Origin of the sequence: Stenotrophomonas sp. AR029 (genome assembly GCF_047520695.2) — a bacterium.
Taxonomy (GTDB): domain Bacteria; phylum Pseudomonadota; class Gammaproteobacteria; order Xanthomonadales; family Xanthomonadaceae; genus Stenotrophomonas; species Stenotrophomonas sepilia.
Genome location: NZ_JAXBQQ020000004.1, coordinates 60,933 through 72,702 on the forward strand (window position 1 = coordinate 60,933; position 11,770 = coordinate 72,702).

Annotated in this window: 11 protein-coding genes; 2 read left to right on the forward strand and 9 right to left on the reverse strand. The window is 67.2% G+C overall.

The genetic code is table 11. The features are described from left to right. Positions 1-3: 3 nt before the first annotated feature. A complete protein-coding gene (locus ACM0PB_RS14290; RefSeq protein WP_032954159.1) occupies positions 4-2,106 on the reverse strand; it encodes a sensor histidine kinase in 2,103 nt (700 codons plus the stop codon). A 130-nt stretch (positions 2,107-2,236) separates the two neighbouring features. On the opposite strand from ACM0PB_RS14290, the gene ACM0PB_RS14295 reads away from it, so the two are divergent. Continuing rightward, positions 2,237-4,996, forward strand: coding sequence for a bifunctional diguanylate cyclase/phosphodiesterase (locus ACM0PB_RS14295; protein ID WP_049461077.1), 2,760 nt, complete (start codon positions 2,237-2,239; stop codon positions 4,994-4,996). Between the two features lie 136 nt (positions 4,997-5,132). Here the strand turns inward: ACM0PB_RS14295 and ACM0PB_RS14300 are convergent, their stop codons facing one another. From ACM0PB_RS14300 to ACM0PB_RS14335, 8 genes are all read right to left on the reverse strand, one after another. Continuing rightward, positions 5,133-6,152: a GAD-like domain-containing protein gene (locus ACM0PB_RS14300; protein ID WP_139727064.1), complete on the reverse strand. Its 1,020-nt coding sequence runs from the start codon at positions 6,150-6,152 to the stop codon at positions 5,133-5,135. Between the two features lie 187 nt (positions 6,153-6,339). Next, a complete protein-coding gene (locus ACM0PB_RS14305) occupies positions 6,340-6,846 on the reverse strand; it encodes a hypothetical protein (protein WP_049461081.1) in 507 nt (168 codons plus the stop codon). Between the two features lie 67 nt (positions 6,847-6,913). After that, positions 6,914-7,129, reverse strand: coding sequence for a hypothetical protein (locus ACM0PB_RS14310; RefSeq protein WP_049461083.1), 216 nt, complete (start codon positions 7,127-7,129; stop codon positions 6,914-6,916). Between the two features lie 98 nt (positions 7,130-7,227). After that, on the reverse strand, positions 7,228-8,418 hold the full coding sequence (locus tag ACM0PB_RS14315) for a methyl-accepting chemotaxis protein (RefSeq protein WP_005416472.1): 1,191 nt from the start codon (positions 8,416-8,418) through the stop codon (positions 7,228-7,230). Between the two features lie 216 nt (positions 8,419-8,634). Beyond that, positions 8,635-9,249 (reverse strand): high frequency lysogenization protein HflD, encoded by a 615-nt coding sequence (hflD, locus tag ACM0PB_RS14320; RefSeq protein WP_414604386.1) that lies wholly within the window; start codon positions 9,247-9,249, stop codon positions 8,635-8,637. After that, complete coding sequence (mnmA, locus tag ACM0PB_RS14325) at positions 9,246-10,388, reverse strand: tRNA 2-thiouridine(34) synthase MnmA (RefSeq protein WP_414604387.1); 1,143 nt, start codon at positions 10,386-10,388, stop codon at positions 9,246-9,248. Before mnmA ends, hflD begins: the two co-directional genes overlap by 4 nt. Then, a complete protein-coding gene (locus ACM0PB_RS14330) occupies positions 10,385-10,846 on the reverse strand; it encodes an NUDIX hydrolase (RefSeq protein ID WP_049460786.1) in 462 nt (153 codons plus the stop codon). Before ACM0PB_RS14330 ends, mnmA begins: the two co-directional genes overlap by 4 nt. A gap of 1 nt (position 10,847) precedes the next feature. Next, a complete protein-coding gene (locus ACM0PB_RS14335) occupies positions 10,848-11,321 on the reverse strand; it encodes a hypothetical protein (RefSeq protein ID WP_005416476.1) in 474 nt (157 codons plus the stop codon). A gap of 112 nt (positions 11,322-11,433) precedes the next feature. Between ACM0PB_RS14335 and clpS the strand changes: the two genes are divergently transcribed. Next, positions 11,434-11,760 carry an ATP-dependent Clp protease adapter ClpS gene (gene clpS / locus ACM0PB_RS14340; protein WP_005416477.1) on the forward strand — a complete coding sequence of 109 codons (327 nt, stop codon included), beginning with the start codon at positions 11,434-11,436 and terminating at the stop codon, positions 11,758-11,760. The last annotated feature ends 10 nt before the right edge of the window (positions 11,761-11,770 follow it).

Sequence of the window (11,770 nt, forward strand, 5' to 3'; positions counted from 1 at the left end):
GGTTCAGTATTCCGGTGAATCGACGGCAGCCCTGCTGGCCGCCTGGTAGGGGAGGTGGACATCGACCAGGGTGCCTTCGCCATGCGCGGATTCAATCCGCACGTGGCCACCGACGCTCTGTGCGCGCTCGCGCATCACGATGAGGCCCAGGCCGCGCGGGCCGTCCGGATCGAAGCCTTCGCCGTCATCGCGGATCTGCAGGTGCAGGCCGCGCTGGCCGACATCGCGCAGCTGCAGCAGGACCTGGCTGGCGCGCGCATGGCGCAGCGCATTGGTCAGGCTTTCCTGTGCGATGCGGAAGCAGGCCTGTTCGATGCTGTTGTCGGGGCGATGCGGCAACGGCTCGATCTCGGCCAGCAGCTCCACCGGCGAGGAGCGGAACAGAACCCGCGCCTGCCAGCTGAGTGCTGCCTCCAGGCCCAGTGCATCCAGCTGCGGGGGGCGCAGCAGGGTGGAGATGTCGCGCAGTTTGGCCACGGTGGTGTCGGCCAGGCTGACGATCTGCGCCAGATCCTGCCCACGCCGCTGCGGATCGTCCTCTTCCAGCGCCGCGTGCGCCGACAGCTTGATCGCGGTGATGGCCTGGCCGATGTCATCGTGCAGGTCGCGCGAAATCGCACGACGTTCGTCCTCCTGCAGCGAGAACAGCCGCCCGGCCATCGCCTGCAGTTCGCGGTTGCTGGTTTCCAGCGCGCTGCGGATGCGCTCGGAATCACTGAGGTCGCGCACGATCAGCAGCTTGCAGTCGCGGCCACCGTAGCGCACGTCGCCCACCGCCAGGCCGGCATGGAAGCTGCGGCCGTCGCCGCGCTGCATGGCCACCACGCTGCTGTGGCCCGGTCCCAGGTGCGGCTGGCCGGCACGCAGCTGGCTGCGCACCCGCGGCAGGTCTGCGGCAGCGACCAGCGCCGACAAGGGCTCGCCCAGCAGGGTATGGCTGCCGTAGCCGAACAGGCCGGCGGCCCAGGCGTTGGCGTACAACACATGTTCGTCGGAGAGGATCACCACGCCGTCGGGCAGTACCCGCACCAGCTCGCGGAACTGCTCCTCGCGCTCGCGCAGCAGTCGCCGCGACTGCTCGCGTTCGGTCACGTCCTGCAGCGTGCCCAGCACGCGGTTGCGGCCAGCCTCATCGAGACCACTGGCGGCGCGCAGGTGCACCATCAGCGCGCGCCCGTCCATCGACAGCAGCGGCAGCAGCACGTCCACCTGTACCGGCTCGCCGGAGCACAGCTCGGCCAGCAGCTGCTCGGTCTGGGTGGCGGTGGCCGGGTCGGCCGGCACCAGCAGTTCGTCGAAGCGGTGCCAGCGGCGGGCTTCGGGCGGGCGGCGGCCGAGCAGGCGATAGACCTGGTTGGAATAGCGGCCCAGCCCGGTGGACGGGTCCAGCTCCCAGGCGCCGATGCGGGCCAGTTCGTGGGCTTCTTCCACCCGTGCCAGCGCCTGGTCGCGACGCAGCTGGGCCAGGTCCTCGGCAGTGCGATCGATGGCGATCAGCAGGCGCGCATTGTGACCGTCGTAACTGATCGCGTTGGAGCGCAGTTCCATCTGCCGCAGCGCGCCATCGCGCAGCTGCAGCTGCGCGCGCAGGATGCACAGCTCGTCGGGCGCCTCGCGGATCGCCTCCAGCTTGGCCTGCAGCGCCTGGCCCTGGCCGGGTGGCCACAAGGCGTCGATGGTCTGTTCCAGCAGCTCATCGCGCTCCCAGCCGAAAGCGGTGCAGGCGGCTGGGTTGGCGTCGAGGATCGCCAATGTGTCCAGGTCATAGACGAGGATCGGGCCGGGGTTGCCCTCGAACATCTGCCGCAGGCGCAGCTCCGAGGCCTGCTGGCGGGCGTGGGTATGCAGCACGTGCTCGGCCAGCGGGCGCAGCAGCAGGTACAGCAGGCCCGCGCTGGCCAGGGCGAAGAACGAGCCCTTCAGGCCCTGCCACAGGGCCGCCTGCTGCGGATCGGGCACCAGCGCCTGCACCACGCTGTCGGTGGAGATCATCCAGGCCAGCGCCATCACCAGGTAGCTCAACACCACCCGTCGCCGGTCACGGCTCAGCGCCTGCGCCATCCGCGGGTCGGGAACTGGGGCGTTGCCGGTCGGTTCTGCGGGCATGGACGGGGAGGGTGAAAGGGGCGCCGGTCATCTTACCCCGCAGCGTGCCGTCACCACTCAATTATCCGCCGCAGGCGCCGTTAACCACTGCGTGCCCCGCTGACGGGCGAGTCATCCGGAGCAAGATCGCGTGGACCAAGGGATCATCGCCAGCCTGCTGCAGCACCCGCTTGCGTCGGCGCTGGTCATCGTCGACCGTACCGGGCGCCCGCTGGCGGCCAATCCGGCCGCGCGCGAGCATGGCCTGCCGGCCACCGTGGCTGCCTATGCGCCAATGCTGGAAGATCTACGCCTGATGGCCGCCGATGGCGGCATCGTGCCCTGCACGCTGCCAGGCGGCCCGCGCGGCCACTACGACGGCCACCTGCGCGCCGTGCATGACGGTGCCGGCAACCTGCTGGCGTTCACCCTGAGCATTCCCGAGCCGGTGCCGGTCGATGGGGGTGGGCGCTGGGAACTGGCACTGGACAGCGCCGGTCATAGCCTGTGGGACTGGGACATCCCCAGTGACCGGGTGGCGCGCACGCCGGCGCTGGGCGACGAGACGGCCACCGAACTGCTGTCGCGCGTGCACAGCGAGGACATCGACCAGGTGCGTGCCGCGCTCGACGAGCACCTGCGCGGGCGCAGTGAGCAGTACAGTGCACAGTTCCGCTTCCGCCAGGCCGATGGCCAGTGGCGTTGGGTGCTGGATCGCGGCCGCGTGGTCGCGCGCACCGCTGATGGCCAGCCGCTGCGCATGGTCGGCACGCATACCGACATCGAGCAGCAGAAGCAGCTCGAATCGCTGCTGCAGGAGCAGCAGCTGCACCTGAGCGAGGCCCAGCGCATCGCCAGCATGGGCAGCTGGTCGTTCGACCCCAACAGCGGGCACTTCTGGTGGTCGCCGGAACTGCGATCGCTGCTGGCGCTGGAGCACGGCGCCGTGCCCGGCCAGCGGCGCTGGCTGAAGCAGCTGCATCCGCGCTCGCGTGGCGCGTTGCGTGCGGCATGGCGGCGGCTGTGGCGCGATGGTCGTGCCGCCAATCTCGAGCTGGAGCTGACCCGTGGCCATGAGCCATCACAGCACCTGCGGCTGTGGATGCAGCCGCTGCTGGACATGGACGGGCAGCCCAAGCGCCTGCTCGGCCAGGTGCAGAACATCACCGAACAGCACCAGACCGACGCGTTGATTCGCTGGCGCACCGAACTGCTGAACCGGGTTTCCGCGCTGGGCCGCATCGGCGGCTGCGAGATCGAGGTGCAGACCCGGAGCATGCAATGGACCGAGGAATGCTATCGCATCCACGGCCTGCGCAAGGAGCCGATCACCCTCGATCAGGCGATGGCGCTGTATACCGAAGACTCGCGCGATGCGTTCGAGGCGGCGCTGGCCCGCATCGCCAACGGCGGCCTGCCCGAGCAGCTGGACCTGTGCTTCTACCGCCAGTCCGGCCTGCGTGTCTGGGTGCAGGTGCTGATCGAGCTGGATCGTCGTGACGGACTGCCGCCGCGCTTCGTGGTGCTTTTCCGTGATATCACCCGCGAGCGCGAGGCCAACGAGCGCATTGAACTGCTGGCCCACTACGACCTGCTGACCGGCCTGCCCAATCGCGTGCTGCTCGGCGAACAGACCGCCGAGGCCATCGAGGAGGCGCGTGATCGCGGCACCTCGTTGGCGATGCTGTTCATCGACCTGGACGGCTTCAAGACCATCAACGACAGCTTCGGCCACGCCACGGGTGATGCGCTGCTGAAGGCTGCCGCGACCCGCCTGCACCAGAACCTGCGCAACAATGATCTGTTTGGCCGTTTCAGCGGCGACGAGTTCATCGTCGTACTGCGCGACCTGGCTGAGCCCGAGGATGCGGGACATGTCGCCCGCAAGCTGATCGCCTCGCTGGCCGAGCCGCTGCGCCGTGGCGAGACCACGCTGAAGGTCGGTGCCAGCGTCGGCATCGCGATGCTGGGCGATGCGCAGACCGATTTCGATTCACTGCTGCGCGCTGCCGACGCCGCGATGTACGCGGCCAAGGAAGCCGGACGCAACACCTACCAGTATTACAGCCAGGATGCCCTGGCCCGCATCCAGCGCAGGCTGGAGCTCGAGCACGCGCTGCACGGTGCGATCGAGCGCGAGGAGTTCAGCCTGGCCTATCAGCCGCTGCTGCATGCCCACCAGGGCGAGCCGCCGGCAATCGAAGCACTGCTGCGCTGGCATCGCCCCGGCATCGGCTATTGCAGCCCGGCCGAGTTCATTCCCATCGCCGAGAAATGCGGCGAGATCGTACGCATCGGCGACTGGGTACTGAACGAAGCCTGCCGTCAGGCAACCGCCTGGGACCGGGCTGGACTGCACTTCGACCGCATCGCGGTCAACGTGTCGGCGGTGCAGCTGCGCGACCGTGGCTTCGCCGAACGTGTGATCGAGATCTGCCATGCCCACGGCTGGCCGCCGCAGCGGCTGGAGCTGGAGCTGACCGAATCGGCGCTGATCCGTGACACCGACATCCTGCGCCACTGCTTCGACGTGCTCGAACGGCACGGCGTGCCGCTGGCGGTGGACGACTTCGGTACCGGCTTCTCCAACCTCAACTACCTCAACCGCTTCCCGGTGGGTCGCCTGAAGATCGACCGTAGTTTCGTGCAGGGCATGCTGCACGATTCGGGCACGGCCGAAGTGACCCAGGCCATCGTGCACCTGGGCCACGCGCTGGGCATGAAGGTGGTGGCCGAGGGCGTGGAGACGCACCAGGAAGAAGACATGCTGCGCCGCCAGGGCTGCGACGAAATCCAGGGTTACCTGTACTCGCGCCCGCTCAGCCCGCGTGACCTGGCGCAGTGGCTGCGTCAGCAGCGTCCGTTACCGATGCGCACCGACGCCAGCAGCGAAGCAGTGCTGGTGCGCTGACCACCCGCCGCTGGTAGGTGCCGACCGTTGGTCGGCACGGTTGCCGCATGGCGTGGATCTACTCAAAGAGCCAGCATCTGGTAGTTGCCGACCTTGGTCGGCGTGCACGCTGGTTCGCCCGTTGATGTGTCCGCCGTCAGCGACGCTGCGCAAGCTCTGCGAGCACATCCAGCGCCTTGCGTTTTACCAGGCTGCCTAGCCGCCAGCCGTGCTCTGACACCGGCTCCTTCGAGCTGTAAATCTCTCCGTCGCCCAGCGGCCCCAACATCTCACGGGCTCGCCAGAACATTGGCTCCCCGTCCTCGGCCAGAACATCCAGTTCGGCAGCATCCAATGCAAGCAGGAAGTCGTGCAGGCGTCTGTCGCGGTCGATGTTGCTTGCTGGAAGAGTCAGTGTTGCTGGCGCGCATAGGTAACCTTCGTGGGGTTCAAGCGTGAGTTCGACTCCGGTTCGCTCGCCACAGATCAGCATCTGGCCGAATGGCGAGATCGCATAGACATGGAAATCATCTTTGCCCCATAGAGGACTGCCCGCCAGAAGGGCGGCGAGCACCGATTCGTACCCCGCAGGGTTCACCAAAGCCAGTCGATCATCGTGATAGCGCGCAAGACCGTCGCGCTGCCACAGTGCCAGCAATGCGTCCGTGAACCTGCCTTTCCAGAGCGTCAGCATGGTGTCAGCAACAGGCGAGCCTGGAGTACTGGTTTGCAGTTGATCCAGAAGGCTCGTCGTGAAGAGGGCGGAAGTATCGGTATCCACGACTGCCGAGACGTTCTCCGGGTGGTCCCGGTCCTCCGGACCTTCCGGCAGCAGGTTGAGAAATGTCAGCATGCTCTCGGCCCGTGCAAGCTCCAGGTTCGATTCCTCGCCCGGAATGGCGCTTGCCTTGCTTCCGGAGACAAGCAACAAGGCGCCCGTTGGAAGCTCATGCCACGGGGCTTCAAGGATCAGATAACGTCGCGGCGCCTGTTCGGCATCATCGTCAAGGATGATGACTGGCGGGCCGTCTTGCACGCACCCCGCGGACACTTCAACTGCTGCATCGATCACACCCGCTTCAGGATCGTACGCATCGATCGGAGCGGAGTAGGGCTGCTGGAACGCTCCAAACGTCTTCAGCGCCTGCTGAAGCGCCCCAAGGGAATCGGGATCCACGGTCAATGGGACAAGGGGGTGCCGGAAGCTGCAAAGCAACTGAGAGGCAGAGAAGGGCGCTGGTCATCGGGCTGGCTTGATCTGAACCGCAATCGGCCCCTTCACGATGAAGGGCGCATGGTTCACGGTCCATGCAAACAGTCGGAAATGCTGGCATCGCGGGGCATCATCCACGGACGGCGTGGATCTACCTTGGAAACTCCGCCTTCAACTGCATGCGCAGCGCCTCGACAATGGCCGCATAGCGCCGCTTCTGCACCAGATAGCTGGCCAGGAACAGTGGCAGTACCAGCAGCATCGGCGCCACCATCGGGCGCATCGCCACCAGTGGCAACAGCAGCAGCGACAGCATCGCCACGAACCAGCTGCACAGGCCGATCACCCGCACCTCGTGCCGCCGTGCGTTGAGCACGATGCGTCCACGCATCACCGGGAAGTAGCGCAGGCCGAAGCTCGGCGCGAAGCTCTCGCGGAACGCCATGCTGCCATCGGGCAGCGCATGGAAGGCCAGCCGCAGCCACTTGTCCTGCGGCAGGTCACGCTCCAGGCTGCCCAGCGAGAGCCGGGCCTGCATGGCCGGCGGCGCCGCGATGCGTTCGTTGAACAGGGTGATGCCCCAGCTGAAATAGCCGGCCACCCAGGCCATCAGGAGGACGGTCTCCAACAGCACGAGTGCGATCAGGGTGATGGCCATAGGTCTTCCATGGACGGGACCGGGCAATCATGCCATGCGGGATGCCCCACCCACGCAGGGCGTGGATCTACTTCAGGGCTTCGCCATCCAACCCCAGGTCCCACGCCAGCCCCAACAGCTCGTCGTCCGCCGGCGATGGCGCCGGGCGCGCGTCCGCCAGCTGCTGCAGCTCGCAGATTTCCTCGCGGGCGACCTCTTCCAGCTTTTGCAGCTGCTCACGCACGCTCGCGTTGCGCGGGCGCTCGGTGTCGGTGAGGGCGGGCAGGGCGCGGATCAGGGTCATGGTGCGCGTACAGGATGCATCCAGCGGCGGGTTACAGGCAAAGGCCCCGGACGAACCGGGGCCTTGCGGGCTGCCGGCGAGGGCAGCGGACATCAGGATCAGAACAGCTCTACCGTGCCGGCACCCATGCTCTGCTGGGCAACCGGCTTGTGCGGCGGGCGTTCCCATTCGCTGCGCAGTTCGCGCAGGCGGTTGCCGGTGCGCTGCAGGGCCGTGGCGATCTCTTCGTCGAACACGCCGCCATTGCGGTGCAGCAGTTCCTGCAGGGCCACCGCTTCACGGTTGATCGCGGTCAGGCGGTCCAGGTGGGTGTGCACGCCGCCCAGCGCCTGGGTGGCGATGTCTTCGAACTGGAGGGCGCGCACGGCTTCGGCCACGCTGCCATCGATCGCACGTGCGCACTCGGAGACTTCGCGCATGCCGTCGCCGAGCGAGGCATTGATCTGCGCGACATTGTCGAGCATTGCCGCCGCTTCCTGGCGTGCTTCGCGGGAGCGGTCCATGTCACGCGAGGCCATGTGCGAGACCGTCTCGCGCACCTTGGCGATGGCGTCCTTGGAGCTGTGCGCCAGCTTGCGGATCTGCTCGTTGAAGGTGGTCGAGCGCTCGGACAGGTTGCGCACTTCGTCGGCGACCACCGCGAAGCCTCGGCCGGCTTCACCGGCACGCGCGGCTTCGATGGCGGCGTTCAGCGCCAGCAGGTTGGTCTGGTCGGCGATCGACTTGACGTCTTCCAGCAGCGCGAAGATGCCATCCAGGTGCTGTGCCATCTGGTCGATGTGCTGCACGGTGGTGCTGCTCTGGCCGCTCACCTGTTCCAGCGCTTCCACCAGCTGTTCCATGCGGTGGCTGGCGTGCTGGGCGAAACGGGCAACGTCGAGGCCGGCATTGCCTTCATCGCCGGCGCGGTCGACGATACGCGACAGCGCCTGGCTCTGCTGGCGCGACTTGCGGTTCATCGCATCGAAGCTGCCGCCCAGGCTGGAGACCGCCTGGCGGATCAGGTCGCGGGCGCGTTCCACTTCACCACGCGAACCGTCGATTTCGTTGCCGACGAAGTTGCGCAGTTCGGTCAGCAGCTGGTCCTGCTCACGCAGGACACGGGCATGTTCCGGGGAACGATGCGCCTGGGCGCGGGTGGTCCACCACGCAAAGCCGAGCCAGCTCAGCGTCATCGTGGTCAGGATCGCCCAGCGCAGGGCGGCCGGCCATTCGAAACCGATGGCGAAGGGGAGCAGCAGGGTCAGAGCCAGGGGGGCGGCCAGACGGATGAAAATGCGTGAGTACATGGACGTTCTCGGGAGGTGCACGGAGGATGTATCGGCCGTACCCCCTTTCTCTTTAACGTCGATGTGCTTGGAAGTGCATTCTGAATGCGCCGGTTTTCCGGCGCTTGGCGGCTTCGGGGTCTGAGCCCTTTCCGTGCCGGAAAGGGATCCGACCCCTGGGTAGGCAGCGGCGGGGTCGGATCCCTTTTCATGGAAAAGGGCTCTGACCGCACACCCTTACGCCAGCTGCCGGTCCACGGCCTCGATCATCGCCTTGCGGCCGAACAGGAAGTCCCAGTAGCTGCCGCCCAGCTGGCGCCACAGCACTGCCGAGCGCACCGCGGCCAACAGCAGGGCACGGATCTCGGCCACCACGCCGGCCTGGCCCAGGTAGTGCGGGTTGCCCTGCACCATCACCCGCGGCTTGAGGTGGCTGATGGTGTCCGCGTACAGGCTTCCCAGGCTGACCAGCACATCCGGGTGGCCGCTGTCGCCCAGTTCGGTGGCCTGGCGCTGGGCACGCTCGATGCCCGAAGCAACCTTGTTCACGGTGGCGCCATCCTGAACGAAGCGGCGCTCCAGCTGCAGCACCGACAGCGCCAGTTTCGGCAGGATCGGATCCTGGCCCTGGTTGCGGAAATAGTTGTGCAGCAGGCGCAGCCCGGCCTTCAGTGCATGGCGGTCACCGAACACCGCCTGCGGCGAGGACGCATCGACACGGAACACGCTGTCCACGGCGGTGCGCACGGCGGCGGCGTCGGAATGGCCGGTATCGGCGATGCGGCGTACCTGCTGCAGGGCCTGGGCAATGCCGGCCAAGGCCAGGACGCGGTCGTCGACAGTGAAACTCATGCAGCGGTTACCTCAAAAGGGGAGGGAGTGGTGCGCAGGCGCTGTTCCAGCGGCGCATCGGTGGCGGCGATCACCGCGCCACCCAGGCACACATCACCGTCATACAGCACCAGCGATTGACCGGGGGTAACGGCACGCTGCGGGCGCGCGAAGGTGACCAGCACGCTGCCATCGTCCAGCACGTCGACCGTACACGGCTCATCGGGCTGGCGGTAGCGGGTCTGGGCGGTGCATTCGAAGCGTCGCGCGGGTGGCGAGCCCGAGATCCAATGCGCCGGCTCCGATCGCAGGCGATCGGACAGCATCCATGGGCTGTCGCGGTCCTGGTCGACGTACAGCACGTTGCTGGCCACATCCTTGCCGACCACGTACCACGGTGCGGCCGGGCGGCCGCGTACGCCGCCGATGTTCAGGCCCTCGCGCTGGCCCAGGGTGAAATAGAACACGCCCGGATGTTCGGCGATCACGCTGCCGTCGGCCGGGTCAAGGATCTGGCCGGGCCTGGCCGGCAGGTAGCGGCCGAGGAATTCGCGGAAATCCCGCTCGCCGATGAAGCAGATGCCGGTGGAATCCTTCTTGGCGTGGGTCGGCAGGCCGACGTCGCGCGCAATCCGTCGCAGGTCGGTCTTCTCCAGGTCGCCGATCGGGAACAGGGTGGCCGCCAGCTGCTCCTGGCCCAGCTGGTGCAGGAAGTAGCTCTGGTCCTTGGAACGGTCGGCACCGCGCAGCAGCAGCCACTGGTGGCCGCGCTGGGTCACCCGCGCGTAGTGGCCGGTGGCGATGCGCTCGGCGCCCAGCTCGCGGGCGGCATCCAGGAAATGCTTGAACTTCACCTCGCGGTTGCACAGCACGTCCGGGTTCGGCGTGCGGCCAGCGGCGTACTCGGCCAGGAAGTGCTCGAACACGCCCTGCCAGTACTCGCTGGAAAAGTCCCGGAAGTGGAACGGGATACCGAGCAGGCCGCATACGGCGACCGCATCGCGGCGGTCATCCTCGGCACGGCAGTCACCGCTGCCGTCGTCGGCCCAGTTCTGCATGAACAGGCCGGCCACGGCCTCGCCCTGCTGGACCAGGCGCCAGGCGGCGACCGAAGAGTCGACACCACCCGAGACGCCCACCATCACGCGCGGCGTGCTCATGCGACCTCGCGGACCAGCGAAAGCGGGTGGCGCTGGCCACCCAGGTAATCCGCCACCACCTGCCAGACCAGCGGGCTGCGCTGGCGCTCACCGGCGGCCTGCAGCTCGGCCGGGGTCAGCCACAGCGCGCGGTCGATGCCGGTGTCCAGCGGTTGGGCCGGGTCGTGCGAGACCGGGTGTGCTGCGTAGCAGAAGCGCAGGAAGGCGGTGCCGTCGCCGGCAGTCCACTGGTAGCAGCCGATGAAATGGGTCAGCTGCACGGTCCAGCCGGTTTCCTCCCGGGTCTCGCGCAGGGCTGCCTCGGCCAGGCTTTCGCCTGGCTCGAGGTGGCCGGCCGGCTGGTTCAGCACCTGGCGGCCTTCAATGGTCTCTTCGACCAGCAGCACGCGGCCGCCGTCAACCACTACCGTGGCGACGGTGGCGTGCGGTGCCCAGCGCGGGTCCGGCGTGGCGTTCAACTCAGAACTCGTCCTTCTTGGTCAGCTCCAGCTCCATCGCGTCGGCGGTGCGGATGGCCGCATCGATGGCGTCGCTGAGCTGGTCCGGGGTGGCATCGGCGTCGATCTTGACCACGAACATGGCGGTGGTGTCCTGCTTTACCCAGCCCCCCATCTTGGCGTCCTGCGAATCCTCCAGCAGGCGGTTGGCCACGGCCACCGGGAACTGCTTGGTCTTGGCGTTGTAGGCCGGCGACCAGATCTCACGGATGTTGTGGCTGCCGAAATCCTCCACCGCCGAGCGCACGTAGACCATCTGGGTGCGGTCACCCTCGACGTCGAACACCATGCGGTAGTCGCCATCCTCGTCGACTTCGTAGGTATAGCCCAGCTTGTCCAGATGGCGGGCCACGGACTTGTCGGCGCTGGTTGCGGCAGTGGCAGAGCCGGCAGCGGCCAGCGCGATCAGCAGGGCGGGAAGAAGGGTCCTTTTCATGAAGATCCTGTGAAACAGTGTTGGGAGAGGGTGCAATTGTGACGGTGGGCGTGCGTGCCGTCCAATCTGCGGCGGGCCGACGCAGGCCTGCCCGAGCCCCTATAATGGATGGATGCCCCATGAGTCCTCCCCCGATTCCCAGCACGAGCACGGCGTTGCCGTAGAGCCCGCGCGCCCGGAAGTGGCGCCGCCGCCGTTCTACCAGGTGATGCTGCTCAACGACGACTACACCCCGATGGATTTCGTGGTGGATGTGCTGCAGCAGTTCTTCAGCATGGACCTGGACAAGGCCACCCAGGTGATGCTGCACGTTCATACCCGCGGCCGCGGCGTCTGCGGTGTCTTCACCCGCGAAGTAGCCGAGACCAAGGTTGCCCAGGTCAACGAGTACTCGCGGATGAACCAGCATCCGCTGCTGTGCACGATGGAAAAGGCCTGACCGGCTGCCG

Coding starts and splice junctions, on each gene's coding strand:
- mnmA (WP_414604387.1), bottom strand. CDS start 10,388: ATGAGCACGCCGCGCGTGATGGTGGGCGTCTCGGGTGGTGTCGACTCT.
- clpS (WP_005416477.1), top strand. CDS start 11,434: ATGCCCCATGAGTCCTCCCCCGATTCCCAGCACGAGCACGGCGTTGCC.
- hflD (WP_414604386.1), bottom strand. CDS start 9,249: ATGAGTTTCACTGTCGACGACCGCGTCCTGGCCTTGGCCGGCATTGCC.
- ACM0PB_RS14310 (WP_049461083.1), bottom strand. CDS start 7,129: ATGACCCTGATCCGCGCCCTGCCCGCCCTCACCGACACCGAGCGCCCG.
- ACM0PB_RS14290 (WP_032954159.1), bottom strand. CDS start 2,106: ATGCCCGCAGAACCGACCGGCAACGCCCCAGTTCCCGACCCGCGGATG.
- ACM0PB_RS14335 (WP_005416476.1), bottom strand. CDS start 11,321: ATGAAAAGGACCCTTCTTCCCGCCCTGCTGATCGCGCTGGCCGCTGCC.
- ACM0PB_RS14315 (WP_005416472.1), bottom strand. CDS start 8,418: ATGTACTCACGCATTTTCATCCGTCTGGCCGCCCCCCTGGCTCTGACC.
- ACM0PB_RS14305 (WP_049461081.1), bottom strand. CDS start 6,846: ATGGCCATCACCCTGATCGCACTCGTGCTGTTGGAGACCGTCCTCCTG.